Source organism: Dinoroseobacter sp. S124A (genome assembly GCF_049801015.1).
In the GTDB taxonomy this organism is placed as follows: domain Bacteria; phylum Pseudomonadota; class Alphaproteobacteria; order Rhodobacterales; family Rhodobacteraceae; genus Dinoroseobacter.
On the sequence record NZ_JBNAGD010000001.1, the window covers coordinates 671967 to 696787 of the forward strand.

Annotated in this window: 32 protein-coding genes; 20 read left to right on the forward strand and 12 right to left on the reverse strand. The window is 66.9% G+C overall.

Annotated features, from left to right (window positions below; all coding sequences use genetic code 11):
• The first annotated feature begins 7 nt into the window (after positions 1–7).
• The 6 genes from ACP15I_RS03225 (at position 8) to ACP15I_RS03250 (ending at position 3982) form a co-directional block, all read left to right on the forward strand.
• Positions 8–136, forward strand: coding sequence for a hypothetical protein (locus tag ACP15I_RS03225; RefSeq protein ID WP_424973863.1), 129 nt, complete (start codon positions 8–10; stop codon positions 134–136).
• Entirely contained in the window at positions 133–438 is a 306-nt protein-coding gene (locus ACP15I_RS03230; RefSeq protein ID WP_424966875.1) for an urease subunit beta, read from the forward strand. Before ACP15I_RS03225 ends, ACP15I_RS03230 begins: the two co-directional genes overlap by 4 nt.
• Positions 438–1268: a hypothetical protein gene (locus tag ACP15I_RS03235; RefSeq protein WP_424973864.1), complete on the forward strand. Its 831-nt coding sequence runs from the start codon at positions 438–440 to the stop codon at positions 1266–1268. The genes ACP15I_RS03230 and ACP15I_RS03235 overlap by 1 nt, the downstream gene beginning before the upstream one ends.
• Positions 1269–1378: 110 nt before the next feature.
• On the forward strand, positions 1379–1696 hold the full coding sequence (locus ACP15I_RS03240; protein WP_424966873.1) for a hypothetical protein: 318 nt from the start codon (positions 1379–1381) through the stop codon (positions 1694–1696).
• Positions 1697–1848: 152 nt separating this feature from the next.
• Positions 1849–3558, forward strand: coding sequence for an urease subunit alpha (gene ureC, locus ACP15I_RS03245; protein ID WP_424973865.1), 1710 nt, complete (start codon positions 1849–1851; stop codon positions 3556–3558).
• A 196-nt stretch (positions 3559–3754) separates the two neighbouring features.
• A complete protein-coding gene (locus tag ACP15I_RS03250) occupies positions 3755–3982 on the forward strand; it encodes a hypothetical protein (protein ID WP_424966871.1) in 228 nt (75 codons plus the stop codon).
• Between the two features lie 15 nt (positions 3983–3997).
• Here the strand turns inward: ACP15I_RS03250 and ACP15I_RS03255 are convergent, their stop codons facing one another.
• Positions 3998–4387 (reverse strand): hypothetical protein, encoded by a 390-nt coding sequence (locus ACP15I_RS03255; protein ID WP_424973866.1) that lies wholly within the window; start codon positions 4385–4387, stop codon positions 3998–4000.
• Positions 4388–4593: 206 nt separating this feature from the next.
• Between ACP15I_RS03255 and ACP15I_RS03260 the strand changes: the two genes are divergently transcribed.
• From ACP15I_RS03260 to ACP15I_RS03290, 7 genes are all read left to right on the forward strand, one after another.
• The gene (locus tag ACP15I_RS03260; RefSeq protein ID WP_424966867.1) at positions 4594–4800 is read left to right on the forward strand and encodes a hypothetical protein; all 207 of its coding nucleotides are present in this window, start codon (positions 4594–4596) and stop codon (positions 4798–4800) included.
• Positions 4801–5025: 225 nt separating this feature from the next.
• The gene (locus ACP15I_RS03265) at positions 5026–5202 is read left to right on the forward strand and encodes a hypothetical protein (protein WP_424973867.1); all 177 of its coding nucleotides are present in this window, start codon (positions 5026–5028) and stop codon (positions 5200–5202) included.
• Positions 5165–5701, forward strand: coding sequence for an urease accessory protein UreE (locus ACP15I_RS03270; RefSeq protein WP_424973868.1), 537 nt, complete (start codon positions 5165–5167; stop codon positions 5699–5701). Before ACP15I_RS03265 ends, ACP15I_RS03270 begins: the two co-directional genes overlap by 38 nt.
• Positions 5694–6347 (forward strand): urease accessory protein UreF, encoded by a 654-nt coding sequence (locus tag ACP15I_RS03275; RefSeq protein WP_424974114.1) that lies wholly within the window; start codon positions 5694–5696, stop codon positions 6345–6347. The genes ACP15I_RS03270 and ACP15I_RS03275 overlap by 8 nt, the downstream gene beginning before the upstream one ends.
• On the forward strand, positions 6344–6733 hold the full coding sequence (locus ACP15I_RS03280) for a carboxymuconolactone decarboxylase family protein (RefSeq protein WP_424973869.1): 390 nt from the start codon (positions 6344–6346) through the stop codon (positions 6731–6733). Before ACP15I_RS03275 ends, ACP15I_RS03280 begins: the two co-directional genes overlap by 4 nt.
• Positions 6726–7334 (forward strand): urease accessory protein UreG, encoded by a 609-nt coding sequence (gene ureG / locus ACP15I_RS03285; protein WP_424966863.1) that lies wholly within the window; start codon positions 6726–6728, stop codon positions 7332–7334. The genes ACP15I_RS03280 and ureG overlap by 8 nt, the downstream gene beginning before the upstream one ends.
• Before the next feature lie 255 nt (positions 7335–7589).
• Positions 7590–7976: a DUF4345 domain-containing protein gene (locus ACP15I_RS03290; RefSeq protein WP_424973870.1), complete on the forward strand. Its 387-nt coding sequence runs from the start codon at positions 7590–7592 to the stop codon at positions 7974–7976.
• Positions 7977–8008: 32 nt separating this feature from the next.
• Here the strand turns inward: ACP15I_RS03290 and speB are convergent, their stop codons facing one another.
• From speB to ACP15I_RS03305, 3 genes are all read right to left on the reverse strand, one after another.
• Positions 8009–8968 (reverse strand): agmatinase, encoded by a 960-nt coding sequence (speB, locus tag ACP15I_RS03295; RefSeq protein ID WP_424973871.1) that lies wholly within the window; start codon positions 8966–8968, stop codon positions 8009–8011.
• Positions 8965–9591: a LysE family translocator gene (locus tag ACP15I_RS03300; RefSeq protein ID WP_424966963.1), complete on the reverse strand. Its 627-nt coding sequence runs from the start codon at positions 9589–9591 to the stop codon at positions 8965–8967. Before ACP15I_RS03300 ends, speB begins: the two co-directional genes overlap by 4 nt.
• A 78-nt stretch (positions 9592–9669) precedes the next feature.
• Entirely contained in the window at positions 9670–10236 is a 567-nt protein-coding gene (locus ACP15I_RS03305) for a carboxymuconolactone decarboxylase family protein (protein ID WP_424966860.1), read from the reverse strand.
• A gap of 159 nt (positions 10237–10395) precedes the next feature.
• Here ACP15I_RS03305 and ACP15I_RS03310 point away from each other — a divergent pair, with 159 nt between their 5' ends.
• A complete protein-coding gene (locus ACP15I_RS03310; protein ID WP_424973872.1) occupies positions 10396–10989 on the forward strand; it encodes a TetR/AcrR family transcriptional regulator in 594 nt (197 codons plus the stop codon).
• Between the two features lie 93 nt (positions 10990–11082).
• Here ACP15I_RS03310 and ACP15I_RS03315 read toward each other — a convergent pair whose 3' ends face one another.
• Both ACP15I_RS03315 and ACP15I_RS03320 read right to left on the reverse strand, forming a co-directional pair.
• A complete protein-coding gene (locus ACP15I_RS03315; RefSeq protein WP_424973873.1) occupies positions 11083–11697 on the reverse strand; it encodes a hypothetical protein in 615 nt (204 codons plus the stop codon).
• The gene (locus ACP15I_RS03320; RefSeq protein WP_424974116.1) at positions 11698–12918 is read right to left on the reverse strand and encodes an acyl-CoA dehydrogenase; all 1221 of its coding nucleotides are present in this window, start codon (positions 12916–12918) and stop codon (positions 11698–11700) included.
• A gap of 157 nt (positions 12919–13075) precedes the next feature.
• Between ACP15I_RS03320 and ACP15I_RS03325 the strand changes: the two genes are divergently transcribed.
• On the forward strand, positions 13076–13987 hold the full coding sequence (locus ACP15I_RS03325; protein WP_424973874.1) for an AAA family ATPase: 912 nt from the start codon (positions 13076–13078) through the stop codon (positions 13985–13987).
• A gap of 98 nt (positions 13988–14085) precedes the next feature.
• A complete protein-coding gene (locus ACP15I_RS03330) occupies positions 14086–15348 on the forward strand; it encodes a vWA domain-containing protein (protein WP_424973875.1) in 1263 nt (420 codons plus the stop codon).
• Here the strand turns inward: ACP15I_RS03330 and ACP15I_RS03335 are convergent.
• The 3 genes from ACP15I_RS03335 to ACP15I_RS03345 all read right to left on the reverse strand — a co-directional run bounded on the left by ACP15I_RS03335 (position 15345) and on the right by ACP15I_RS03345 (position 19106).
• Positions 15345–16487 (reverse strand): MFS transporter, encoded by a 1143-nt coding sequence (locus ACP15I_RS03335; RefSeq protein ID WP_424973876.1) that lies wholly within the window; start codon positions 16485–16487, stop codon positions 15345–15347. The genes ACP15I_RS03330 and ACP15I_RS03335 overlap by 4 nt on opposite strands.
• A gap of 89 nt (positions 16488–16576) precedes the next feature.
• A complete protein-coding gene (locus ACP15I_RS03340) occupies positions 16577–17746 on the reverse strand; it encodes a DUF1501 domain-containing protein (protein ID WP_424973877.1) in 1170 nt (389 codons plus the stop codon).
• A gap of 13 nt (positions 17747–17759) precedes the next feature.
• On the reverse strand, positions 17760–19106 hold the full coding sequence (locus tag ACP15I_RS03345; protein ID WP_424973878.1) for a DUF1800 domain-containing protein: 1347 nt from the start codon (positions 19104–19106) through the stop codon (positions 17760–17762).
• 184 nt (positions 19107–19290) lie between these two features.
• Between ACP15I_RS03345 and ACP15I_RS03350 the strand changes: the two genes are divergently transcribed.
• Positions 19291–20280, forward strand: coding sequence for an XdhC family protein (locus ACP15I_RS03350; protein ID WP_424973879.1), 990 nt, complete (start codon positions 19291–19293; stop codon positions 20278–20280).
• Complete coding sequence (locus ACP15I_RS03355) at positions 20277–21290, forward strand: molybdopterin-binding protein (protein ID WP_424973880.1); 1014 nt, start codon at positions 20277–20279, stop codon at positions 21288–21290. The genes ACP15I_RS03350 and ACP15I_RS03355 overlap by 4 nt, the downstream gene beginning before the upstream one ends.
• Positions 21291–21299: 9 nt before the next feature.
• Here the strand turns inward: ACP15I_RS03355 and ACP15I_RS03360 are convergent, their stop codons facing one another.
• The 3 genes from ACP15I_RS03360 to ACP15I_RS03370 all read right to left on the reverse strand — a co-directional run bounded on the left by ACP15I_RS03360 (position 21300) and on the right by ACP15I_RS03370 (position 23064).
• Complete coding sequence (locus ACP15I_RS03360; protein WP_424966848.1) at positions 21300–21665, reverse strand: HesB/IscA family protein; 366 nt, start codon at positions 21663–21665, stop codon at positions 21300–21302.
• Positions 21666–21741: 76 nt separating this feature from the next.
• Positions 21742–22104 (reverse strand): SUF system Fe-S cluster assembly protein, encoded by a 363-nt coding sequence (locus tag ACP15I_RS03365; RefSeq protein ID WP_424966847.1) that lies wholly within the window; start codon positions 22102–22104, stop codon positions 21742–21744.
• 63 nt (positions 22105–22167) lie between these two features.
• Positions 22168–23064, reverse strand: a complete 897-nt coding sequence (locus ACP15I_RS03370; protein WP_424966846.1) for a LysR family transcriptional regulator — start codon at positions 23062–23064, stop codon at positions 22168–22170.
• Positions 23065–23341: 277 nt separating this feature from the next.
• On the opposite strand from ACP15I_RS03370, the gene ACP15I_RS03375 reads away from it, so the two are divergent.
• Complete coding sequence (locus tag ACP15I_RS03375) at positions 23342–23563, forward strand: hypothetical protein (protein ID WP_424973881.1); 222 nt, start codon at positions 23342–23344, stop codon at positions 23561–23563.
• A 96-nt stretch (positions 23564–23659) separates the two neighbouring features.
• Positions 23660–24793, forward strand: a complete 1134-nt coding sequence (tgt, locus tag ACP15I_RS03380; protein ID WP_424973882.1) for a tRNA guanosine(34) transglycosylase Tgt — start codon at positions 23660–23662, stop codon at positions 24791–24793.
• Positions 24794–24821 lie beyond the last annotated feature (28 nt).

Below are 24821 nucleotides of genomic sequence, written 5' to 3' on the forward strand. Positions count from 1 at the left end.
CGAGACCATGCAAGATCTGATCGACCGCCTGCGCGCCGCCCTCGACCGCCTGTTTCCGGCCCCTGCCACCCGGCCCGTACCCGTGCGCGTGCGGCCCGAACCGCCGCACCGTCGCGGCGGGGGGACAGGCCAGTGATTCCGGGGGAAATCATGCCCGCCGAGGGCGAGATCACGCTGAATGCCGAGGCCGAGGCGCTGACCCTCACCGTGGCCAATACCGGTGACCGCCCCGTGCAGGTGGGCAGCCATTACCATTTTGCCGAGACCAACGCGGCGCTTTCCTTTGATCGGGATGCGGCGCGGGGGATGCGGCTCGATATCGCTGCGGGAACGGCGGTCCGGTTTGAGCCCGGACAAACCCGCGACATCACGCTTGTGCCGTTCGGGGGGGCGCGCAAGATCTACGGATTCAATCAGGGGATTATGGGAGCACTGTAATGACCAACCTTAGGACGCCGATGGACTTCTGGGCCAGCGGCATGAAATTCTGGCAGATGTCTGTCGAGATGCAGATGCAGATGGCCGAGAGCGCCTTCAAACTGGCCAATGTCTATTCGCCGAACTCGGTGAGCCTGCGCACGCAGATCCTCAAGTCCTCGGCACCGGTCGCAAAGACCGGCACGCAGGCCGCTGCCAAGACCGCAGCAGCCGCCATGGCGGCGACAGCGCTGGAGATGCCCGCGAAAGCGTCCGCCAAAAGCGCCACGGTGACCAAGCTGAAGCCAGCACCGAAGCCTGCCGCGAAGGCCGCGCCGAAGCCTGCCGCGAAAGCCGCGCCGAAGCCCGCCGCGAAGGCTGCACCGAAGCCTGCCGCGAAGGCCGCGCCGAAGCCTGCTGCGAAGGCCGCGCCGAAGCCTGCTGCGAAGGCCGCGCCGAAGCCGGCTGCCAAGGCCGCACCGAAGACTGCTGCCGAAGCCGCGCCGAAGCCCGCTGCGAAGGCCGCGCCGAAGCCTGCTGCGAAAGCCGCGCCGAAGCCCGCTGCGAAAGCCGCGCCGAAGCCCGCTGCGAAAGCCGCGCCGAAGCCCGCTGCGAAAGCTGCGCCGAAACCGGCGGCGAAACCCGCCGCCAAGGCCGCTCCTGCCGCCGCCGAGGCCAGCGCCGCGCCGAAGCCCACCCGTCGCCGGACGCCGCGCAAGAAGACCGTGAGCCTCGCGCCCATGCCGGAAACGGTGGCCGAAGCCACGCCCAAGCCCGAGGCCAAGGCAGCCCCTGCCAAGACGCCGGCGGCGAAGGCCAAGACGACCAAACCCGCGCCCAGCAAGGCGTAATCCCGGGGCGCAGCCCCGTTCCAAGATCGGCATGGGCCCCCGGGGCCCGCGCCTTGCCCCACCAGAGACCGTGATTGTCAGTGCCTCTGCCCCAAGTGAAAGCAGCCCCCATGAAGCATACCTCCAACATGTTCGACTATCTCAGCACCGGCGCGAATGTCTGGCGTCTGGGGTTCGAGACCAACTCGGTCATCATGCTCCGCATGATGGGCATGGCGGGGTTCTGGAACACGCCCTTTGACGAGAACTGGCGGATGGTGGCCGAGAAACCCAAGGTCTTCATCAAGTCCGGCAGTGATGGCCTCGTGGCCGCGATGCAGGGCAAGGACCCGGCACAGGTCATGGATGCCTCGATCAAGCGGTTGAACAAGGCGACCAATGCGAACCGCAAGCGTCTGGTCAAGCGCGGCCCCCGCAAGATGCAGTGAATTCGCTGAGTGCGCTGCCTGATTTTTGGGCGGCGCGCGGCCTCCGGGGCGGTTGGATTGCCTGAAAATGCGCTTCCTTGCTGCATTTCCGGGCCGGGGGCCTAAACTGCCGCAGAACAGATATCCAAGACCGACTGACCCAAGGACTGCCCATGCCCGCCAAGATCTCTCGCGCCGCTTATGCTGACATGTATGGTCCCACGACGGGCGACAAGGTGCGGCTCGCGGATACGGACCTGATCATTGAGGTCGAGCGGGACCTGACCACCTATGGGGAAGAGGTGAAGTTCGGCGGCGGCAAGGTGATCCGCGACGGGATGGGTCAGGCCCAGACCACCCGCGCCGAGGGCGCAGTGGATACCGTCATCACCAATGCGCTGATTGTGGATCATACGGGCATCTACAAGGCCGATGTGGGCCTGCGCGACGGCGTCATCGCGGCCATCGGCAAGGCCGGAAATCCCGACACGCAGAGCGGCGTCGACATCATCGTCGGCCCGGGCACCGAGGCGATTGCGGGCGAGGGACGGATCCTCACTGCGGGCGGGTTTGACAGCCATATCCATTTCATCTGCCCGCAGCAGATCGAGGATGCGCTCCATTCCGGCGTCACCACCATGCTCGGCGGCGGCACCGGTCCGGCCCATGGCACGTTGGCCACGACCTGCACGCCCGGGTCATTCCATATCGGGCGGATGCTGCAGTCGCTCGACGCCTTCCCGATGAATTTCGGCCTGTCCTGCAAGGGCAATGCGAGCCTGCCCGGCGCGCTGGTCGAGATGGTGGAGGCCGGGGCCTGCGCCATGAAGCTGCACGAGGATTGGGGTACCACGCCCGGGGCCATCGATTGCTGCCTGAGCGTGGCCGATGACATGGATGTGCAGGTGATGATCCACACGGACACCCTGAACGAGAGCGGCTTTGTGGAGAACACGATCGGCGCCATGAAAGGCCGCACGATCCATGCCTTCCACACCGAAGGTGCGGGCGGCGGACATGCGCCCGACATCATGAAGGTCGTGGGCGAGGAGCATGTCCTGCCGAGCTCCACCAACCCGACCATGCCCTACACGGTGAACACCCTCGAAGAGCATCTCGATATGCTCATGGTCTGCCACCATCTGGACAAGGCCATCCCCGAGGATGTGGCCTTCGCCGAGAGCCGGATCCGCAAGGAGACCATCGCCGCCGAGGATATCCTCCATGATATGGGGGCGTTTTCGATTATCGCTTCGGACAGTCAGGCCATGGGCCGGGTGGGTGAGGTGATCATTCGCACCTGGCAGACCGCCGACAAGATGAAGAAGCAGCGCGGGCGTCTGTCGGATGAGACCGGCGACAATGACAACCTGCGCGTGCGCCGCTACGTGGCAAAATATACGATCAACCCGGCCATCGCCCATGGGATCAGCAGCCATATCGGCTCGATTGAGGTGGGCAAGCGCGCCGATCTGTGTCTCTGGAGTTCGGCTTTTTTCGGCGTGAAGCCCGAGATGGTCCTGATGGGCGGCACGATCGTCTGCGCCCAAATGGGCGATCCGAATGCCTCCATCCCGACGCCGCAGCCGGTCTATACCCGACCGATGTTCGGCGCCTATGGCCGCTCGGTCGAAAACTCGGCCGTGCTCTTTGTCAGCCAAGCGGCGCAGGCCGCCGGGATCGGCGGGGGGCTCGGGCTGGCCAAGCAGACGCTTGCGGTCGAGAACTGCCGCGAGATCGGGAAGTCCTCCATGGTGTTGAACAACGCCACGCCCGAGGTCGAGGTGCATCCCGAGACCTATGAGGTGCGCGCGGATGGCGAGTTGCTGACCTGCGAGCCTGCGACGGAACTGCCGCTGGCCCAGCGGTATTTCATGTTCTGATCCATGCGCCACGCGCGCAGAAGCGGGGACCATAAGCGCGTCGGGAACGGGCGTAGCACGGGCCCGGTGCCGGATTACCGGGCAGTCCCCGGCAGACGATCCAGGAAACAGACCGGAGAGACGGGATCCATGACAGGATTGCGCTATATTGTCGCAGGAAGGGGGCGTGTTACGGCCCCCAACCAAGAGGCTGACAATGACCGTATATCTTTCAATCCCCGGGGTGCGCCCCGATCCCGTGCAGAGCCAGATCGATCTTTTCTTTGCAGAGCTTGGTTTGGGGGTGAACCCCGAACGCGCGGTGGCCCCGCGACTGGGCGAGCTCAAGCGACTCCATGCCTTGTCCGATGCGCGGCTGGCCGAGCTTGGGGTGGCACGGGATCAGATCACCGCCCATGTCTTCCGCGACCGGTTTCACCGCTAGAGACCTGCGCGGTTGCTAGCGCGGTGGCGCAGTCCGGCAAGCCGGACTGCGCGGACCCGCGTGCACAGGCCGCTGGTGGCCCAGGGACCCGGACGGTTTGGCATCTCGCGCGTCCGCAGCGGGCACATGTGCCCGCTGCACCAGACGGACCTGCGCAATCTCGGACCGGCGAAAGAAGCGTGGATTGCTCTGGATCTCGAGGGGGAGCCGCTCTTTCAGCATGCTGCGCTGGGTGCTGTGGACGATGCGGATGTCATAGGCCAACCCGCGCAGCGCCCCGGTGCCCTGGGCAGCCAGGATCTGCGCGCGCATCGCGGCCTCTTCGGCCTTCAACGCCCGCAGCCTTGCGCGCAGCATGGCAAGCTGGTCGGGCAGGGGCAGTCCATCGAAAAGGGATCGTGTCATCTCGGTCTCACGGGCGGCGGCTCCCGCCCAATCTGCGCCGCCGCGCTGAAGATCGCGTTAACCACGATCGCCGCGCCACCGCCCGCGCGGGGCATGCTCCGAACGCAACCCGGGCTTGCCGAGACAGGCCTACCCAAGCGCCGTCCACCATTGCATATCATGGGATACAGGGAGGAAACACGTGACCCTTTCCACGGAGGTTTCCAATGACAAGTCTCGTTCTCGACCGCCCGGCCGTCTCGCGCCTGGCCACCACCATCTTCGACGCCGTGATGGCCGCGCCCAACCGGCTGGCCCATGCGCACGAGTTGCAGCTCGAAGCCGAGCGCATCTTTGCGCTGACCCCGGCAGAGCTCGAGGATATGGACACGACCCGCGACGCGTTACTGCGCGCGCTGGCTGCCCGGGCCTGAGCCCGCGTCACGCCGACAGCTCTGCACCCGGTGCAATCCCGGGTTGCGGGGCGTCTGCTTGCTGTCCGAATGGGTTGTATGCAATAGCATACGCCCGGGAGGAAAGATCGAACACGAAAGATCCCCAATCCTATGGTTTCGAATTTCCTGATATCTCTGCACCCGACGCGCGGGATTTTTTCGCGCCTTCGGGAGGCCTGGTCCGAGCTGCGCGCGGCGCACGCCATGGCGACCGAGTTTGCCGCCCTGAACGCGCTGACGGATACCGGTCTTGCGCGGATGGGTCTGACCCGCGCCTGTCTGAAGCGGCATTTGCGGCAGAAAGCCAGTGCCAGGGTGCTCAGCGGACCCCATGGGGGCTGGCATGAGCGCGCCCCGGATCACACGCCTGAGCAGCGCTGAGGGGGCCACCGATCGCCTGAGCCTCGATTACGAGGGCAGGTTCCTGCGGCGCAAGCGGCTCGTCTCCGAGGGGGGACGGGCCTTTGTGCTCGACCTGCCCGAAGTGGTGAGCCTTGGTCCCGAGCACGGGTTCGATCACCCCGATGGCACCCGGATCGCCGTGCAGGCCGCGCCCGAGGCGCTGCTGCGCGTGACAGGCGATCTCACCCGGCTGGCCTGGCATATCGGCAACCGCCACACACCCTGTCAGATCGCCGAGGATGCGCTGTTCATTCGCCATGACCATGTGCTGGCGGGGATGTTGCAGGGCCTGGGGGCGGAGGTCACCGAGGTGACCGCGCCCTTCACGCCCGAGGGCGGCGCCTATGGCCATGGCCGGACCATGGGCCATGATCATGGACCGGCGGAGACGCATAGCCACAGTCACACCCATGAACACGGGCACAGCCACGACCACGGCCACAGCCATGGCCACTCCCACGGGCACAGCCATGACTGATGGCACGGCGCGCGCCCTGCAAAGCCGGTTGAGCCTTGCCCAATGGCTCTCCCCCGGTTTTCCGGTGAGCGCTTACGCCTATTCCCACGGGCTCGAACACGCGATCACCGCCGGGCAGATCCACGATGTGGACAGCCTGCGGATCTGGCTCGAAGGCCTGCTCATGGCCGGAAGCTGCCAGACCGACGGCCTGCTGGTGGCCCGCGCGGCAGCAGGGGATCCGTTGGAGGTCTTGGCCGAAGCGGCCGAGGCGCTCGCGACCTCGGCAGAGCGTTGGTCCGAGACCCGGGATCAGGGCGCGGCCTTCGTGCAGACGACCAACGCGTTATGCCCCGAGCAGCTCTCGCCGCTGCCCTATCCCGTCGCGGTCGGGGCGCGGGCCCGGTCCCTCGGCCTGCCGCCCGAGGAGGTCGTCGCGCTCTACCTGCAGGCGTTTCTGGGGGGGCTGATTTCCGGGGCCGTGCGTCTCATCCCGCTCGGGCAAACCGAGGGGCAGCGCGTGTCGCAGGCGCTGCATGACGCGATTTCTGCCGAAGCGACCCGTCTCGCGGCGCTGCCTCTGGAAGAGGTCGCCACAAGCGCCCTGCGCGGGGATCTCGCCGCCATGGGCCATGAAACACAAGAAGTCAGGATTTTCCGCACATGACCACGACCGAGACAGGACGCACACTCTCAGAAGAGCTGAACCCGGGCATGGAGGCCGCGCTCGAGGCCCGCTATGGCCATCTGGTGCCCGGGCTGGCCGAGGGCGTGGTGGATTTTGCCTATGGTCGGCAATATGCCCGACCCGGGTTGCCCCTGCGCGAGCGCTACATCGCGACCATCGCGGCGCTGACCGCTCTGGGCGGGCAGACCAAGCCGCAGCTCAAGGTGAACATCGCGGGTGGGCGCAAGGCCGGTCTGAGCCAGCAGGAGATCGGCGAGGTGATCTGGCAGATGGCGCTTTATGGCGGTTTTCCAAGTGCGATCAATGCGCTGAACGCGGCACTTGAAGTCTTTTCCGAAGAAGAGGAGGCCGAGGCGGATGTCTGAGAACGGACCGCTGCGGGTCGGGATCGGGGGGCCGGTCGGGGCGGGCAAGACCACGCTGACCGAACAGCTTTGCCGGGCGCTGCGTGACCGGTATTCGGTCGCGGTGATCACCAATGATATCTACACTTCCGAGGATGCGGAGTATCTGATGCGCGCGCAGGCCCTGCCGCTGGAGCGGATCCGCGGGGTCGAGACCGGGGGTTGCCCGCACACGGCGATCCGCGAGGATGCCTCGATCAATCTCGCGGCGGTGGCCGATCTCAGGGCGCGGTTTGCGGATCTGGACGTGATCCTGATCGAAAGCGGTGGAGACAATCTCGCCGCGACCTTCAGCCCCGAGCTGGCCGATCTGACGATCTATGTGATCGACACGGCGGCGGGGCAGGACATCCCGCGCAAGAAAGGACCGGGGCTGACGCGCTCGGATCTGCTTGTGATCAACAAGACGGATCTCGCGCCCTATGTGGGGGTGGACCGGAACCTGCTGCAGAGCGACGCACAGGCGGCGCGCGGGCCGCGACCCTTCGTGATGGCCGCGCTGAAATCCGGGCAGGGCGTGCCCGAGATCGTCTCCTTTCTTGAGACCGAGGGCGGGCTCTAACCGGCCCGGAGGGCGCGCCAGACGGGTTGCAGGTCGGGGGCTGACGTGCGGCGATCGCGACAATCCGCGTTGGCCCCACCTGCGCGGCTTGATTGCTGCGCAGCGTCCTAAACCCGCCGCGTGATCCGCCGAGAGCGGGTCGGTTGGGGGCAAGACGCGCGTTTACGGGCCCGGCCCCCGTGATGTAGGGCTGGACGGGTGGTGCATTGGCGCAAGGCTACGTCACGGGATCCCGCACCAGAACGGAGTTGACCCATGAGCACCCTCGCGCGATTTCAACCGGCTTTCCTGACATTGGCCGCGGTGGGGCTCACCCCAATTGCCTTGGGCTACGGCGCCGCACCCAATGTCACGCTGCCGTGGATGTTCGGGATCGACGCCTCGGCCGTGAACACGCGGCATATCTTTCGCGCGGTGATGGGCCTTTATCTGGCATTGGCGCTCTTCTGGCTCATGGGCGCTCGCAAGCCGGACCTGCGCATCCCCGCGCTCTGGAGCCTTGTGATCTTCATGGGCGGGCTGGCGGCGGGCCGGGCGCTCAGCCTCTTGCTGGATGGTCTGCCGCACCCGCTTCTGCTGATCTATCTGTTTCTGGAACTGGGCTTTTGCGCCTTGGGATGGAAGCTGCTGACCGCCCGCTGAGCCCGGCGCAGGCGCGCCGGGATCGCAATGGGTCAAAGCGGCCCTTCGGCCATGTGGCACAGCATCTCGAACATCAGCGACGCACCGAGATAGGCCGTCGCCCCGCTCGCATCAAAGGGCGGCGCCACCTCGACAAGATCCGCGCCGATGATGTTCAGCCCGCGCAAAGCCCGCGCCACTTGCAACGCCTGATAAGAGGTCGGCCCACCCACCTCGGGCGTCCCGGTTCCGGGCGCAAAGGCCGGGTCCACGAAATCGATGTCATAGGTGACATAGGTCGGGGCCGCGCCGACGATCTCGCGCGCCTCATCCATCACATGGGCGATGCCCCGCTCGAAAAACGCCTCGATCGGGATGATGGTGATCCCGACATCGCGGGCATAGTCGCGATCCTCGGTGCCATAGGCCGTGCCTCGGATTCCGATCTGCACCGTGCGCACCGGATCGATCAGCCCCTCTTCAATGGCGCGCCGGAACGGGGTGCCATGGGTGAATTTCGTCCCGCCGAAATACGTGTCAAAGAGATCCGTATGGCTGTCGAACTGGATCAGGCCCAGCGGACCCTCCGCCCCCAGCGCCCGCAGGATCGGCAGGGTGCACAGGTGATCGCCGCCCCCGGTCAGGGGGCGGATCCCGGCGGCCACAACATCACGGTAAAAGGCCGTGATCCGCGCCATGCTGTCTTCGAGCCCGGCGGGGTTCGGGGCCACATCCCCCAGATCGGCGCAATTTGCCAGACGGAACGGGGCCACGCCCGTCGCCCCGTGCTGGGCCCGGATCATCGTCGACATGTCGCGGATCTGTCGCGGCCCGTGTCGCGCGCCGGGGCGGTTCGTGGTGCCGCCATCCCAGGGCGTGCCGATCAGGCCGATCTCGACCTCGGCAAAGCGCGGATGATCCGGTGTCACCACCGGCAGGCGCATGAAGCTCGGCGCCCCCGCATAGCGCGGCAGCTCGGTCCCCGAGACCGGATGAAAGAACGGATCGCTCATGCGGCACGCTGCGCGGTTGCCGTCAGCGCCCCCATCCCGATCAGCGTGCCACCCCCGGCACGGGTCAGCCAGCGCAGGGTCGAGGGGCGCCGGATCTGCGCCCGCAGACGGTCAGCCAAAAGTGCATAGGCCAGTGCGTTCAGCGTCGCGAGGGTCACGAATGTCCCGGTCAGCAGCGCGAATTGCGGCAGGAGCGGCGCCTGAGCATTCACGAATTGCGGCACGAAGGCGATGAAGAACGCGATGCTCTTGGGGTTCAGCGCGGTGACCGTGGTCGCGTGCAGGAAGGTCTCTCGCGGGCTGGCCTGTGCCGGTACCCCGGCCTCGAGCCCTGCGGAGGGCGGGCTGCGCAGGAGCTTGATGCCGAGCCAGACGAGATAGAGCGCGCCGACCCATTTCAGGGCCGTGAAGAGCGTGGCAGAGGTCATCACCAGCGTGCCGAGCCCGGCGAGCGAGGCGCTCATGGCAATCAGATCGCCGAGGGCGACCCCGGCCGCGGTGCTCACGGCCACGCGGCGGCCCTGGCTCAGGGCATAGCTCAGCACCAGCAGGATGGTCGGGCCGGGGATCAGCAGCAGAAGGGTCGAGGCGACCACGAAGGCCAACCAGGTTTCGACCGGCATGATAGAGAGGAACATGGGGGGCGGCTCTCCGAAAGTGTCTGCACACCCTAGGAGGCCCGCCCCGGCAGGATCAAGGGCTTAGGCGGCTTCGGGCGAGGCCTTGGTCCAGGCGAATTTCTGCATCACCTGATCCACCGGCGTGTCGGCCAGATGGTTGATGTAGTTGGACATCACCTTTTGCGCGATCCCCAGCACAACCTCGAGCACCTGCTCGCGGGTGAAGCCGGCATCGAGGAAGGCCTGCACCTCGGCCTCGGTCGCGTTGCCCCGGCTGCGCACCATGGTCAGGGTGAAGTCCCGCAGCGCCTCGAGCCGCGGCGTCGGCAGGGGCGTCTCATTGCGCAGGGCCTCGGTGATCGCGTCATCGACCTTCATCATCTTGGCGATGCCCGTATGGGCGGGCACGCAGTAATGGCAGGCATGCTCTACATTGATGCTCTGCCAGATCACCGTCAGCTCATCCGCGTCGAAGGTAGTCTCTGTGAAGAGCTTGTGGAGCAGCTGGTACGCTTCGAAGGTCTTGGGGCTTTCGGACATGACCGCGTGCAGGCCGGGGATCCGCCCGAAATTCTTCAGGGAGGTTTCCAGCAGTGGTTTGCTGGCATCCGGGGCGGTGTCCAGGTCGTGCAGGGTGAAATCGGTCATGGCAGCCTCTCTCGTGGCGATATGGGTTGATGCGACAAGACATACCTTTCTTGAGTGATCGTTCAAGAATATATTTGAGCGATCACTCAAACGTCATCTGGCCTCGCCCCGAGGCTGGGCTAGAACGTAACCGGACCCGCTTTGCACAAAGGACCTGACATGGCCCGCCGCCCTTCCCATGACCGCGCCGCGACCCTTGACCGGGCGCGCGATCTTTTCTGGGCCAAGGGCTATCACGGGACCTCGCTCAAGGATCTTGAGGCCGCGCTGGATATGCGCCCGGGCTCGATCTATGCCGCGTTTCAGAACAAGGAGACCCTCTATGGGCTCACGCTGGAGCGGTATGCCGAGAGCGGGCAGGGCGGCTTTGCCGAGTTGCGCGCCGAGATGGGGCCGCTGGCCGCGCTCGAGACCCATATGCGCAACTTCGCGGATCTGTGCAGTCGCACAGGACCGGCCCGGGCCTGCATGCTGGTCAAGACCATCCTCGAGACCGCGGATGTGCCGGGGCTGCGCGCCCAGGCCGAGACGCTGATGGCCGAGACCGAGGCGATGTTCATCACCGCCTTTGCCGAGGCGCGGGATCTGGGCGAGATCGCAGGCGAAAGCGATCCGACCACCCTCGGGCAACGTTATCAGGCCGAGATCGTGGGCCTGCGCGCCTATGCGCAGCGCTCTGACAGTGCCAAGGCGGTCGCGCAGCTCGCCCATGCCTTTGCCGACCGGATCGCCGAGTTGCGGGTGCGCGCCTGACCCCTTCGGGCACCTCGTGACGCGCGCTTGGCCGGTCCCGATCCGCTGGACCCGCGCCGACCGAAGGCGCGGATCCGGGCCGGGCGGCGCGCGTCAGCCTTTCAGAACATCACGGGGGGACAGCATCTCGCGCCGCAAAAGGCCCTGCAGGCCGCGGGCGATGCATGTGGCGGTATCTGCGTCCGTCGGGGCCGGCGGCACATCGCAGAGCTCGGCGATCCCGCGCGGCTCGGTCCCATGGATCCGCTCCAGCGCAATCCCGGCCTTGTGCAGCAACGCGGCCGCGCTGCCGAACCGCCCCACCGGAATCGGAGGTTTGAACCCCGCCGCATAGCACCCGATGGCCATCAGGTGCAGCTCATCCTTGCCCCAGGACAAGAGCCGCCCGCCACCGCTCAGCCGGTCGAGGGCCAAGAGCGCCTCGGGCACATTCATGCTCTGACGGGCGATCATCGTCTCGGTGATCCCGGTGCGCGCAGTGAATTCCGGATCCAGCGCGATCGGCTGGCCCGTGCGGTCCAGCGGGCGCAGCAGGTACTGCGCGCCCGTGCCCAGCTCGAAGGGCGATGTCAGAAAGAGCGGCACCGCCGTGATCCGCACCACGACCGGGTCCGGATCGAGGGGGCCCCGCCACAGGCGCGCGCGCGCTTCCCCGGTCTCGAGCAGCGCGCAGTCGAAAATGGTGACGTAACGGGCGTCCGGATCCACCTAGAAGAACGCCTGCAGGCCCGTCTGGGCCCGACCGAGGATCAGCGCATGCACGTCATGGGTGCCTTCATAGGTGTTCACCGTCTCGAGGTTCACCATATGGCGCATGACCTGAAACTCTTCCGAGATCCCGTTGCCGCCATGCATGTCCCGGGCCATCCGCGCCATCTCCAGCGCCTTGCCGCAATTGTTGCGCTTCAGCAGGCTGATCATCTCGGGCGCGGCACGCCCCTCATCCATCAGGCGGCCGACGCGCAGGGCCGTTTGCAGGCCAAGGGCGATCTCGGTCTGCATATCGGCAAGCTTCTTCTGGAATAGCTGGGTCTGGGCGAGGGGGCGCTTGAACTGGTGCCGGTCGAGCCCGTATTGCCGCGCCGCGTGCCAGCAGAATTCCGACGCGCCCATCACGCCCCAGCCGATGCCGTAACGCGCGCGGTTCAGACAGCCGAACGGCCCCTTGAGGCCCTCGACCCCGGGCAGGAGCGCATCTTCGCCCAGCTCGACTCCGTCCATCACGATCTCGCCGGTCACTGAGGCGCGCAAGCTCAGCTTGCCGCCCACCTTGGGCGCGCTCAGCCCCGTCATGCCCTTTTCGAGTACAAAGCCCCGGATCTTGCCGCCATGGGCCTCGGACTTGGCCCAGACCACGAAAACATCGGCGATGGGCGCGTTCGAGATCCACATCTTGGACCCGGTCAGCTTGTATCCCGTGGCGGTCTTTTCCGCGCGGGTCTTCATGCCCGCCGGGTCCGAGCCCGCATCGGGCTCGGTCAGCCCGAAGCAGCCGATCAGCTTGCCCGCGGCCAGCCCGGGCAGATATTTCTGCCGCTGCTCTTCCGTGCCATAGGCATAGATCGGGTACATCACGAGCGAGGATTGCACGGACATCATCGAGCGATAGCCGCTGTCGATCCGTTCGATCTCGCGCGCGACAAGGCCGTAGGCCACATAGGACCCGCCGAGCCCGCCATAGGCCTCGGGCACAGTCACACCGAGCAGGCCCGCCGCGCCCATTTCGGCAAAAATCTCGGGCGCCACCGTGGCCTCGCGATAGGCGTCGATGATGCGCGGTGCGAGCTTGTCCGCCGCAAAGGCCGCGGCCCCGTCGCGCAGCATACGCTCCTCTTCGCTGAGCTGATCTTCCAGCCGCAACGGGTCTGCCCAATCGAACTGCGACAGGTCCGGGGCGTCCTTCTGAGTGATCGGGGTCGTGACGTTCATTGCATCCTCCTGCGCCTCGGCGGGAACATAGCGCGCCGGGGCGCGGGCGTCCATCAAGGCGCGGCGCGGCGCCGCAGCGCGCGTCGGGCCATCTCCGCCTTTAGGCGGGCTTGACCCCGGGGGGCGGCCATGCAGGGTGAGGGCAACGGAGGAGCCGATGAGCAACGCATTCACCAGTATCGACCATGTGCAGGAGGTGCTGGGCACCCAGAACTATGTCTGTGGCCGCCCTCTCGCGACCGTGGTCTTTCTGGCCACCACCCTGGGCCGCCCGATATTTCTCGAGGGCGAGGCGGGCGTGGGCAAGACCGAAATCGCCAAGGCCATGGCCGCAGCCCTCGGCAAGCGGCTGATCCGGCTGCAATGCTATGAGGGGCTCGATGCCTCCTCGGCGGTCTACGAATGGAACTTCCCGGCCCAGATGGTCGCGATCCGCACAGCGGAGGCTGCGGGTGGCGCAGACCGACAAGCGCTCCAGACCGAGCTTTTTTCCGACGAATACCTCATCGAGCGCCCGCTGCTCGAAGCCATGCGCCCCCAGGAGGGCGGCGCGCCGGTCCTGCTGATCGACGAGATTGACCGCACGGATGAACCCTTCGAGGCCTTTCTGCTCGAAGCGCTCTCGGATTACCAGGTGACCATCCCCGAACTCGGCACCGTGGCCGCCGCCGAGCCGCCCCTCGTGGTGCTCACCTCGAACCGCACGCGGGAGGTCCATGACGCCCTGAAGCGCCGCTGCCTCTATCACTGGGTGGATTACCCGGAATTCGAACGCGAGATCGCCATCCTGCAGGCCCGCGCCCCCGAGGCCGCCGAAGCGCTCAGCCGTGAAGTCGTGGCCTTTGTCCAGCGCCTGCGCACCGAGGATCTCTTCAAGAAACCCGGCGTGGCCGAAACCATCGACTGGGCGAAATGCCTGCTGGCCCTCGACGTGCTGGAACTCAGCCCCGAGGTCATCGCCGACACACTGGGTGCGATCCTGAAATACCAGGACGACATTCAGAAACTCGAAGGCTCCGCCGCCAAGCAGATCCTCGAAGAGGTCCGCGCCGAACTGTCCCCCGCATGACAGACCTGCGCCCTGCCCATCTTAAGTCCGGAAATATCCCCGGGGGGCACGGGGGGCAGGCAGCCCCCCGCCGTGCCGCGCGGACGGACCCCTGATCCATGGCGGAATTCCTCGATCTCGACCTGCCCGACGATCCCAAGCTGGGCCATAACATCACCTATTTCGCCCGGGCCCTGCGGGCGGCGGGGCTCCCGGTAGGGCCGGGGCGGGTGATCGACGCGGTCAAGGCGGTGCAGGCGGCGGGCTTCACCAACCAGCGGGATTTCTACTTCACCCTGCAGGCCTGCTTCGTCTCGCGCCCCGAGCAGCGCGCGGTCTTCCACCAGGTCTTTCGGCTCTACTGGCGCGACCCGCGTTATATGGAGCAGATGATGTCCTTCCTGACGCCCATGGTGCGCGGCGTCGCCGAGGAACGCAAAGCCAAGGCCGCCGAGAAACGCGCGGCCGAGGCCTTGCTCGACGGGGTGGATCGCGACCTGCCGGACATGCCCGAGATGGAAGACGAAGGCACCGAGATCGAGATCGATGCCTCCCGCACCATGTCGAGTCAGGAACGGCTCCAGACCCTCGATTTCGAGCAGATGTCGAACTCGGAAATGACCGAGGCCAAGCGCCTGATCGCCCAGCTCAGCCTGCCGGTGAAGCCCCTGCGGTCGCGCCGGACCAAGGCCGACCCGTTCGGTGCGCGCGCCGATTGGCAACGCACCATGCGCGAGGCCATGCGCAAGGGTGGCGAGATCCACCATCTGGCCACCAAGGCCCCGCGCATCCGCTGGCCCAATCTGGTCTGTCTCTGCGATATCTCGGGCTCCATGTCCCAGTATTCCCGGGCCGTGCTGCATTTCCTGCACGCGGTCAGCAATGCCAAGGGGGCGGGCTGGGCCAAGGTCCATGCCTTCACCTTCGGCACGCGGCTGACCAACATCACCCGCCACCTGCATCAGCGCGACGTGGATGCAGCCCTCGCCGCCGCCGGGGCCGAGGCGCAGGATTGGGAAGGGGGCACGCGGATCGGCGCCTGCCTCAAGGAGTTCAACCACGACTGGTCGCGCCGGGTGCTGGGCACGGGCTCGGTGGTGCTTCTGATCACCGATGGGCTCGACCGGGACGATCCGGGCGCGCTTGAATTCGAGATGACGCGCCTGCATCTCTCGGCGCGCAAGCTCATCTGGATCAACCCGCTGCTGCGCTGGGACGGCTTCGCGCCCAAGGCGGCGGGGATCATGGCGATGCTGCCCCATGTGGACAGCTTCCGGGCGGGCCATAACATCGCCTCGTTGCAAGCGCTGTCGGAAGCGATCTCGCGCGAGGATGATCAGGGCGAGAAGGCGCGCCTCATGGCGATGATGCGCGCGGCCTAAGCCGGGCGCAGCGCTGCCGCCCTGAGGGACAGGCCCAGAGCCACCAGAACCACCAGCCCGCCCACCAGCGGCAGCACGGCCAGCCCGCCCCAGGCCACCACGACCCCGCCCAGAGCCGCCCCGAGCGCTTGCCCGGCAAAGAGGATCGAGGAATTCGCCGGCAGGATCACCGTCGCATAGTCCGGGGCCGCCTCCACCAGTCTGGCCTGCTGGGCCGTGTTGATGCCAAAGACCGTCGCCCCCCAGAGAATGATCGCCAGCCCCGCTGCCACGGGCTGACCCGCCGTGCCCATGAGCGCCAGCAGACTCAGCGCCGTCAGCGCCACCGCCCCATGGGTCACGCGGCCCGCGCCGAACCGGTCCACCGCCCAGCCTGCGGCGAAATTCCCGATCAGGCTGGCCAGTCCGAAGACAAAGAGCATTCCGGCGATCCCCTCGGTCGCCAGTCCGGTCACCCCGCCCAGATAAGGTCCGAAAAAGGCGAAGAGCACGAAGCATCCCCCGATCTGGAAGGCGGTCACGCCAAGGAGCAGTCCAACACCGGGTTGGCGCAGCGCCGCGCCCCACCGCGCAAGGCTCGCCGGCGGCAGCATCAGGCCCTTGGGCACGCCCCACCACAGCGCCAGAACGGCCCCGAGGCTCGCAACGCTCAGCCCCGCAAGCATCTCGCGCCAGCCAAGCGCCAGCCCGACCCATGTGCCCAAGGGCACGCCAAAGACGCTGGCGATGGTCATGCCGCCAAAGACAAGCGCGATGGCGCGGCCGCGCTGTGCGGGCGGCACAAGACTTGCCGCGACGGCCACCGCCGTGGGCGAAAAGATCGCCGCCGCCAGCCCGCCCAGCATCCGCGCCGCCATCAGCACCTCGTAAGACGGGGCCAGCGCGCTGAGAAGGCTCGCCACCGCAAAGAGCAACAAGCCCGCGGCCAGCACCTTGGCCCGGTCAAACCTCCCGGTCAGCGTGGCCATCACCGGCGCGCCGAGCGCGAAGGCCAGGGCATAGACCGTAGTGACCTGTCCCGCGGCGGAGACGGTGATCCCCAGATCCGCGGCGATCGGGTCGAGAATGCCGGACATCACCATCGTGCCGGTGCCGATCACCACATTGCCGAGGGTCAGGTAGAAAAGTCGGGGATCCATTGCGCTACTCGTTCCGGGGATCCGGCGATCATCCCCGCTTTCGCGCCCGGGGGGAAGACGGCTATGGTCTTAAAGGCGCAGATCCCGGGTCAGGCGATCAGGCGGGGTGCCGCGCCCATGTCGAGCCCGGGAAAGACCAGCGTCTCCAGCGCCGAGCGCGGCAGGTTCATGTGATCGCGCAGGACCCAGGCGGCCATGGCCCGCAGATCCCGCGTGGGCATCAGGTCACGATCCTGAAAGAGCGCGCCCTCGCGCAGGCCGGGCCAGTCGCTCAGGACCCGTCCACCCGCCAGCGCCCCACCGGCAAAGAGCGCGGCTCCGCCCGTCCCGTGATCGGTTCCGCCGGACCCGTTGAGCCGGGCCGTGCGCCCGAACTCGGTCACCGCCATGACCACGGTCCGGGACCAGTCCGGGCCGAGCGTGTCGCGCAGGACGGTGATCGCGGTGACCAGTTCGGACAGGGCCCGGGGCAGGGTGCGGTCCTGCCGGGCATGGGTGTCCCAGCCGCCCAGCGAAAAGGCCGCGATCCGGGTGTCCTCGCGCAGGCGCTGGGCGGTGAAACGGGCCAGCGCCTCTGCCCGCCGGGCCTTGTTGGCCGAGATCGGGCCGTCGCCTTCGAGGGCGGCGAGGGCCTCGGCCTCCGCATGGGCCTGGGCAAAGAGCGGGTCCTGGGCATAGATTCGCTGCAGCAGCAGATCCGCCTGCGGTGTCAGGTCGAGCGCGGCATCGGGGGCCCAGGTCGAGATCTCCTGTTGCCCCCGCAAAAGCATCAGCGTCGTGTAGCCCACGGCGAAGGCCGTCTCGGCCCGCGCGCCCTGCATCTGCGCCACGGCCCGGTTCAGCCAGCCGTCTCCGGCGGCGGTCAGTTGCCCCTCGGCATCATTGCCGCCGTTTTCCAGCACGTCCTGCCCGTCGAAATGGCTGCGCCGGTCGCGATACGGGGTCGAGACCGCATGGGCCGCGGCGAACCCGCCCGCCTGCCAGAGCGGCAGCAACGGCGCGAGCGCCGGGTGCAGGGCGAACATCCCGTCCAGCGCCAGACCCTCCTGCGCCAGATCGGGGCGCAGGGCCTTGAGCCCCGGATCGCCCAGGGGCCGTATCGCGTCGAGCCCATCCATCCCACCGCGCAGCACGATCACCACCAGCCGCGCATCGCCGGGCGTCGCGGCAAAGGTCACCGGCGTCATCAACGGGGTCGCTGCGAGCGAGCAGCCCAGGGCAAGGCCAGAGCGCAGAACCTGTCGGCGGTGGATCGTCATGGCATGCTCCTTCTCAACGGCGGTTGAACTCGGGACTGGCCAGAACCAGTGTCAGCCCGTCCCGGCGGCTCTCGGCACCGGCGACGGCGCTGCGCAGAACTGCCGAGGCGCGCGGACCCAGGGCTGAATTCAGAAAGGCGCGGGGGTCATGGTCGCCCAGATGCCGCGCGCTGAAATCTTGCGCCCATCGCAATCGCGCGGCGAGCCCCACGGGCGTGATCCATGTCTCGGGATCCTCGGCCCAGCCATCGGGGCCATCGGGCCGCCAGGGCAGTTGCCCCATGCGCGCCTGCTGGTTCAGCAGGTCCCGCGCGATCACACCGGGCCGTTGCGCCATGATCTGCGCGGCATCGAACCCCGCACTCCGGCAAGCCGCCGCGATCAACTCGAAGGGTTGGCGCACCTTGGCAAAGGCCGGGGCCCAGGCCCGCTTGTCCTGCAGCATCGTCTCATAAAGCGCCATGAGCGATGTGTCCGCGCTGAGATAGGCCTCGGCCATGGCCCCCACCAGATCCGCAGGCGCAGGCGCGCCGATGAAATGCACGACCAGTTTGCGGGCCAGATGCCGGGCCGTGTCGGGATGGGCGGCCAGATCGTCCAGCGCCGCCAGAACCGGGGCGAGATCTGCATCATCGCCCCCATAGCGCTGGCCGAGCACCGTCTCTGCGCCCGGCTCGGCCCGCAGGGGGCGAAAGCGGAACCCCTCCGCATCCCAATGCAGCCCGGTCAGAAGCTCGGCAAACTCGCGCACATCGGTTTGGGCATAGCTGGCATCCACCCCCAGCGTGTGCAGTTCGAGGATCTCGCGGGCAAGGTTTTCGTTCAGCCCCAGCCCGCGCTGCCAACCCGCGCGACTATTGGGCCCGAAACTGCGGGTCTGATCCAGATAGAGCAGCATGGCGGGATGGGTGCTCGCCGCGCGCAGCATGTCGCGGAACCGCCCGGTGATATGGGGGGCGATGGCCTGAGTGTGAAAATGCGGCAGGAGGAGCTTGAGCGTCGCGTCCTGCGCCTGGATCGTGAAATGGTCGTCCCAGAACGCCCGCAGCCGCTGGTCGAACCCGACCGGGGCGCCGACCGCCGCGCTCAGCCGGATCTTGTGATCGCGCAGCCGAAGTTCCCGATAGGCAGTGTTGATCTTGCGATTGCGGGCCTCGGCCCCCGCGACCTGCGCGCGGCGGTCCTTGCGTGCGGCGCGGCGCTCGCGCAGCAGGGCATGGCGGTCGTCCCAGTCATCCCGCGCCGCCGGGCCGGTCTCGGCAAGCGAGGCCAAAAGCCCCGCTGCATCCCCGGGTCCCGCGCCATCGGGGGCAGGGCCATAGCCGAAACGAAAGGCAGCAAGGGTCGCGGGGGGGATCATCTCGGGCTCCGGCGGTCACGGCGTGGTCCTAGTCTACCACGTCAGATGGGGGTTGTCGGGCCGGGATGCCAGTCGCGCCGCGCGCCCGTGCAAGAATTCGCCCAGCCCGGGACCGCCCCGCGCCGCCCGCCGCCTCTGGTCCCCCGCACGGCTTTGGGTCATAGTCGGCACCGGGAGGAGTAACATGCCGATTTCACATGATGATATGCCGGAACAGGCGCTCGCATGGCACCGCGCGGGCAAGGGGGCCGTGATCGCCACCGTGGTCGAGACCTGGGGCTCGGCCCCGCGCCCGGTGGGCAGCCAGCTTGTGATCTCGGGCGAGGCGGAGCTTGCGGGCTCGGTCTCGGGCGGATGTGTCGAAGGGGCCGTGGTCGCCGAGGCGCTCGACGCGCTGGAAAGCGGCAAGGCCAGCTCCATGCGCTTTGGTGTCAGTGATGACGAAGCCTTTGCCGTGGGCCTCGCCTGCGGCGGGGAGATTCGGGTGATCGTGGAACCTGTGGGCCCCCATATCGACCCCGCGATGCTGGCCGAGCTGGTCGAGGCCCGTGCCGCGCGCGCGCCCATCGCTTTGGCCGTGGCCCCCGAGACATGGGAGCGGCGCCTCGTGCGCCCGGGCACCGAAGACCCGCTGGCCGAGGCGCTGGCGGTCCGGGCGCGGGCCGACAAGTCGGGGTTCGAGGGCGCGTGGTTTCTGGGCCTGCACAACCCGCCCTTGCGCATGGTTGTGGTGGGGGCGGTGCATATCGCCCAACCGCTCCTGATCATGGCGCGGCTGGCGGGCTATGACCCGGTGCTGATCGACCCGCGCGCCGCCTTCGGATCCGAGAGCCGCTTTCCCGGCGAGACGATCCTCGATGACTGGCCCGATGCGGCGCTTGAGGCCCATGGGCTGGATGCGCGCACGGCGGTCGTGACCCTGACCCATGACCCCAAGCTGGACGATCCGGCGATCCGCGTGGCGCTGGCGTCCGAGTGTTTCTACCTCGGCTGCCTCGGCTCGACCCGGACCCATGGCAAGCGGGTGACACGGCTGGAGGAGGCCGGGTTCTCCGAAGCTCAGATCGGGCGCATCCACGCGCCGGTGGGGCTGGATATCGGGGCGAAATCCCCCGCCGAGATCGCCATTTCGATCATGGCTGAGATTACTAACCGTCTGCGGAAAGCACCATGAAATTCGGATCCGTCCCGCTGTCGGACGCGGAGGGCGGGCTGCTTGCCCATGCCCAGAAACTTCCCTCGGGCAAGATCGCCAAGGGCACCGTGCTGAGCGCCGGGATGCTGGCGGACATGGCCGCTGCCGGGCTGAGCGAGGTGATCGTCGCCCGGATGGAGCCAGGGGATGTGGACGAGAACACTGCCGCGGCCGGGGTGGCCGATACCCTGCGCGCAGCGGATCAACAGGCCGCGCTGCGGCTGACCGCGCCCTTCACCGGGCGGGTGAATATCGTCGCGGAAGCCTCTGGTATTGTTGAGATAGATGTAAGCGCCATCGCGGCGCTGAACTCGGTCAATCCGATGATCACCCTGGCGACGGTGCCGCAATATGCCCGTGTGACGCCCGGCATGCTGGTGGGGACAGTCAAGATCATCGCCTATGGCGTGGCCGAGGCGGATATGCTGGCTGCGGCGCGCGCCGGTACAGGGGCCCTGCGCCTGCGCCCGGCGGTGCATGGCAGTGCGGGGCTGGTTCTGACCGAGCTCGGGCCCGAGGATGCGCGCCTGCGCGACAAGAGCATCGCGGCGATCGAGACGCGGCTGACCCAGCTTGGCATGACCCTGAGCGAGACCCGCAGCGTGCCCCATCGCGCCGACGAGATCGGCGCGGCCATGGCCGGGATTTCCGGGGATATGGCGCTGCTGCTCACGGCCTCGGCCACCTCGGATCCGGCGGATGTGGGGCCCGAGGGGGTGCGCGCGGCAGGCGGCACCGTGACCCGGTTCGGCATGCCGGTGGATCCGGGCAACCTGCTTTTTTTGGGGGAGATCGGGGCCCGGCCCGTGATCGGCCTGCCGGGCTGCGCGCGCTCACCCGCGCTCAACGGGGCGGATTGGGTGCTGGAACGGGTCGCCTGTGGCGTGCCCGTCAGCGGCGCGGATATCGCGGCAATGGGGGTCGGGGGGCTTCTGAAGGAGATCCCGTCGCGGCCGCAACCGCGCCGGGCGCGTCACCCAAAGGCCTAGCGCAAGGCGCTAGCGGTCGGCGGCGATGCTCTCGTCGAACTTGATCGACTCGCCGCATCCGCAGGCATCGACCACATTCGGGTTGCGGAACTTGAAGCCGCTCTCGAGCAGGGAGGTCTCGTAATCGATCTCGGTCCCGAACAGGAACATCTGCGCCATGGGCGCGATCAGAACGCGGGCCTCGCCAACCTCGACCACCTCGTCATTGGGATCGACCTCGTCCACGTAATCCATGGTGTATTCCATGCCCGCGCAGCCGCCCTTTTTGACCCCGATGCGCAGACCTTGCTTGTCGCCCTTGGCCATCAGGCGGGCGATGTGACCGGCGGCGCGCTCGGTGATCGTGACAGGAGGTTGGCCCGGAATGCCGAACATGGCGAAGGTCCTTCTAGCGGTTCTATCCAGATGTAGGGGCGGCACGGCCTCGGCTCAAGCCACCCCGGATCGGCGATTACATGAAGCCCAGCTCGAGACGGGCTTCGTCGGACATCATTTCCATGCCCCAGGGCGGCTCCCAGGTGAGCGCGACATTGACCTGCTTGACCCCGGGCAGGGGTTCGACCGCCTCGGCGATCCAGCCGGGCATCTCGCCCGCCACCGGACAGCCCGGTGCGGTCAGGGTCATGATGATATCGACTTCGGACGCCTCGTTGATCTCGATCGTGTAAACCAGCCCGAGGTCGTAGATGTTGACCGGAATTTCCGGGTCAAACACCGTGCGACAGGCCTCGACGATCTGCTCGTGCAAAGGATGGTCCGTGGAAGAGGGCCGGATCATCGGCGTCCCTTCCATGGGAGAGGTTTCAACACTCATTTCAGATCTCACAGTAATGTTGACCAAAGATATAAGGATTTAGCCGGTCGGCGTAAAGGTGTGCTAACGCGTCGAACGCACCACGCTGCGCAGCCACTGGTTCCGGGCGGTGTTATCGTTACGCACATGCCAGATCATGTCATGGGTGATTGCCGGCAGGGTGACCGGCGGCACGCTGTACTCAAACTCTTTGAACACAGTGGCATGGAGCCGTTGCGGCATGGTCGCCACATAGTCCGATCCGCGCATCAGCTCGGCCAGCGCATAGGAATTCGGCGCTGTCATGTAAATCCGCCGGATCACACCTTGTTTCTCCAGGGCGATCTCGACGGCACTTTTCATGGAAGCGCCGAAATCGAGGGCCGCGTGCTTGGCCTCGGCAAAGGCCATCTCGGTCGTGACCGGGCCACGTTTGTCCGGGCTGTAATAGCAGACCGACCGATCCGCATAGAGCCGTTCGGCCATCAGGAGCGACGGGTAGTTCGCCATGCTCACCGCCAGCACCAGATCGGCCGCCCCCGAGGACAGCATCTCGGCCGAGTTCGAGCGCGAGCCCATGTCCAGGAAGTGGATGCTGGCATGGGGGGCCGCGGCGCGGATCCGGGTTTTGATGTCGCTGAGCTTGGGCATGATCTCGGTGACATTGGTGGCAATCCGGATCTCGCCCGTGTCCTGGGCGGGGTCGTATTTTGCCGAGGTGCGCAGCCCCTCAAGCCCGATCAGCACCGCGCGGACCCGCGGGGCGAGGTCCTTGGCGGCGTCCGTGGGCGTGATTCCACGGCCCGATTTGACAAAAAGAGGATCGCCCAACGCCTTGCGCAATCGCTCCAGCCCGTGGCTCGCCGTCGATTGGGTGATGCCAAGCTGATCGGCGGCGCGACTGACCGACACCGTGTCGAACACCGATAGAAACAGCTTTAGCTGTCGCCCATCGAGCCCGTAAATATCCTGTTCTTTCATAGCCCTAGCTCGCAAGCTCCCTCTCGCAGAGACACCTGATCCCAGCAAGGATCAAGCGTCAAAGGTTGATCTTGTTACCTGGGCGGTGCGTCCGTGAGTGTGTGATGGAACAGCGGAGCCCAATCAGTCGTATCGATGAATGCAATACATCTATGATCATGCATCAATTGATCTGATCTAACAAGAGTGAGAAGGTCAGGAACGAGGATTCTGCCAAAGCGCGTGCCCCAAGCGCACAACCCGGAACAATCGGGACGGCAGACAGGAGGAGAGACGGATGACACAGAACCATCACGCGCCCCAAGCCTATCGACGCGACGTGGCCGAGCCCCCGGCGCCCCCGGGCGCGGATCTGAACTGGCTGCCCGATGAATTGCGCAATCTGCTCTATCTGGCGGAGCGGTCCGGCTTGCGCTCCACGGCGCGGGATCTGCGCTTTGCCGTGCGCAGCGCCGAGGTCGAACTGCGCCAGACCGCGGGTCTGCCCCCGCTGGATTAGCGCACGGGCAGGGTTGGGCGGCGGATTGCGCCCTGCGGTGGCGCGCGATGTCAGTTTTCGCGTGACGCCCCCGCGGCGGGGTCGTAACAGCAGCCCATGACCACTGACCGTTTTCGCTATACCAAACTGGCCCAGGATGGCCGCGCCCGGCTCGGGCGGATCGACACCCCGCGCGGCGAGATCCGCACACCGGCTTTCATGCCCGTGGGCACCGCTGCCACCGTCAAGGCCATGCGCCCCGAGAGCGTGCGCGAGACCGGGGCGGATATCCTGCTGGGCAATACCTATCACCTGATGCTGCGCCCCACGGCGGAGCGGATCGACCGGCTGGGCGGGTTGCATGCCTTCATGAACTGGGACCGTCCGATCCTGACGGATTCCGGCGGGTTTCAGGTCATGAGCCTGACCGGGCTGCGCAAGCTCACCGAGGAGGGCGTGACCTTCAAGAGCCATATCGATGGTTCCAAGCATATGCTGAGCCCGGAACGCTCCATGGAGATCCAGAAGCTGCTCGGCTCGGATATCGTGATGTGTTTCGACGAATGCCCCGCCTTGCCCGCGGATCGCAAGCGCATCGCCGAGAGCATGCAGCTTTCGATGCGGTGGGCGGCCCGATCGCGGGACGCGTTCGGGGACCGACCGGGTCATGCGCTGTTCGGGATCCAGCAGGGCGGGCTCGAGGAAGACCTGCGCGGTGAGAGCGCCGAAGCCCTGCGCGCCATCGAGTTTGATGGCTACGCGGTGGGCGGGCTCGCGGTGGGCGAGGGGCAGGAGGCGATGTTCGGCGTGCTGGATTACGCGCCCGGCATGCTGCCGGAGGACAAGCCGCGCTATCTGATGGGTGTAGGCAAGCCCGATGATCTGGTGGGCGGTGTGAAGCGCGGGATCGACATGTTTGACTGCGTGCTGCCATCCCGGTCCGGGCGGACGGGGCAGGTCTTTACCCGCAACGGCGTGGTGAACATCAAGAATGCCCGTCATGCGGATGACCCACGCCCGCTGGACGAGGCCTGCAGCTGTCCGGCCTGCACGAGCTATAGCCGGGCCTATCTGCACCACGTGTTCCGGGCGGGCGAGATCCTGTCCTCGATGCTGCTGACCTGGCACAACCTGCACTACTATCAGGAGCTGATGGCAGAGATGCGGGCCGCAATCGAGGCCGGGGATTTCGATGGGTTCGAGGCGCGGTTTCACGCGCAGCGCGCCGATGGGGACATCCCGCCGCTGTGAGGTCCTGGGGCTCTGCCCCAGACCCCGG

Coding starts and splice junctions, on each gene's coding strand:
- ACP15I_RS03225 (WP_424973863.1), top strand. CDS start 8: ATGCAAGATCTGATCGACCGCCTGCGCGCCGCCCTCGACCGCCTGTTT.
- ACP15I_RS03235 (WP_424973864.1), top strand. CDS start 438: ATGACCAACCTTAGGACGCCGATGGACTTCTGGGCCAGCGGCATGAAA.
- ACP15I_RS03240 (WP_424966873.1), top strand. CDS start 1,379: ATGAAGCATACCTCCAACATGTTCGACTATCTCAGCACCGGCGCGAAT.
- ureC (WP_424973865.1), top strand. CDS start 1,849: ATGCCCGCCAAGATCTCTCGCGCCGCTTATGCTGACATGTATGGTCCC.
- ACP15I_RS03250 (WP_424966871.1), top strand. CDS start 3,755: ATGACCGTATATCTTTCAATCCCCGGGGTGCGCCCCGATCCCGTGCAG.
- ACP15I_RS03255 (WP_424973866.1), bottom strand. CDS start 4,387: ATGACACGATCCCTTTTCGATGGACTGCCCCTGCCCGACCAGCTTGCC.
- ACP15I_RS03260 (WP_424966867.1), top strand. CDS start 4,594: ATGACAAGTCTCGTTCTCGACCGCCCGGCCGTCTCGCGCCTGGCCACC.
- ACP15I_RS03265 (WP_424973867.1), top strand. CDS start 5,026: ATGGCGACCGAGTTTGCCGCCCTGAACGCGCTGACGGATACCGGTCTT.
- ACP15I_RS03270 (WP_424973868.1), top strand. CDS start 5,165: ATGAGCGCGCCCCGGATCACACGCCTGAGCAGCGCTGAGGGGGCCACC.
- ACP15I_RS03275 (WP_424974114.1), top strand. CDS start 5,694: ATGACTGATGGCACGGCGCGCGCCCTGCAAAGCCGGTTGAGCCTTGCC.
- ACP15I_RS03280 (WP_424973869.1), top strand. CDS start 6,344: ATGACCACGACCGAGACAGGACGCACACTCTCAGAAGAGCTGAACCCG.
- ureG (WP_424966863.1), top strand. CDS start 6,726: ATGTCTGAGAACGGACCGCTGCGGGTCGGGATCGGGGGGCCGGTCGGG.
- ACP15I_RS03290 (WP_424973870.1), top strand. CDS start 7,590: ATGAGCACCCTCGCGCGATTTCAACCGGCTTTCCTGACATTGGCCGCG.
- speB (WP_424973871.1), bottom strand. CDS start 8,968: ATGAGCGATCCGTTCTTTCATCCGGTCTCGGGGACCGAGCTGCCGCGC.
- ACP15I_RS03300 (WP_424966963.1), bottom strand. CDS start 9,591: ATGCCGGTCGAAACCTGGTTGGCCTTCGTGGTCGCCTCGACCCTTCTG.
- ACP15I_RS03305 (WP_424966860.1), bottom strand. CDS start 10,236: ATGACCGATTTCACCCTGCACGACCTGGACACCGCCCCGGATGCCAGC.
- ACP15I_RS03310 (WP_424973872.1), top strand. CDS start 10,396: ATGGCCCGCCGCCCTTCCCATGACCGCGCCGCGACCCTTGACCGGGCG.
- ACP15I_RS03320 (WP_424974116.1), bottom strand. CDS start 12,918: ATGAACGTCACGACCCCGATCACTCAGAAGGACGCCCCGGACCTGTCG.
- ACP15I_RS03325 (WP_424973874.1), top strand. CDS start 13,076: ATGAGCAACGCATTCACCAGTATCGACCATGTGCAGGAGGTGCTGGGC.
- ACP15I_RS03330 (WP_424973875.1), top strand. CDS start 14,086: ATGGCGGAATTCCTCGATCTCGACCTGCCCGACGATCCCAAGCTGGGC.
- ACP15I_RS03335 (WP_424973876.1), bottom strand. CDS start 16,487: ATGGATCCCCGACTTTTCTACCTGACCCTCGGCAATGTGGTGATCGGC.
- ACP15I_RS03340 (WP_424973877.1), bottom strand. CDS start 17,746: ATGACGATCCACCGCCGACAGGTTCTGCGCTCTGGCCTTGCCCTGGGC.
- ACP15I_RS03345 (WP_424973878.1), bottom strand. CDS start 19,106: ATGATCCCCCCCGCGACCCTTGCTGCCTTTCGTTTCGGCTATGGCCCT.
- ACP15I_RS03350 (WP_424973879.1), top strand. CDS start 19,291: ATGCCGATTTCACATGATGATATGCCGGAACAGGCGCTCGCATGGCAC.
- ACP15I_RS03355 (WP_424973880.1), top strand. CDS start 20,277: ATGAAATTCGGATCCGTCCCGCTGTCGGACGCGGAGGGCGGGCTGCTT.
- ACP15I_RS03360 (WP_424966848.1), bottom strand. CDS start 21,665: ATGTTCGGCATTCCGGGCCAACCTCCTGTCACGATCACCGAGCGCGCC.
- ACP15I_RS03365 (WP_424966847.1), bottom strand. CDS start 22,104: ATGAGTGTTGAAACCTCTCCCATGGAAGGGACGCCGATGATCCGGCCC.
- ACP15I_RS03370 (WP_424966846.1), bottom strand. CDS start 23,064: ATGAAAGAACAGGATATTTACGGGCTCGATGGGCGACAGCTAAAGCTG.
- ACP15I_RS03375 (WP_424973881.1), top strand. CDS start 23,342: ATGACACAGAACCATCACGCGCCCCAAGCCTATCGACGCGACGTGGCC.
- tgt (WP_424973882.1), top strand. CDS start 23,660: ATGACCACTGACCGTTTTCGCTATACCAAACTGGCCCAGGATGGCCGC.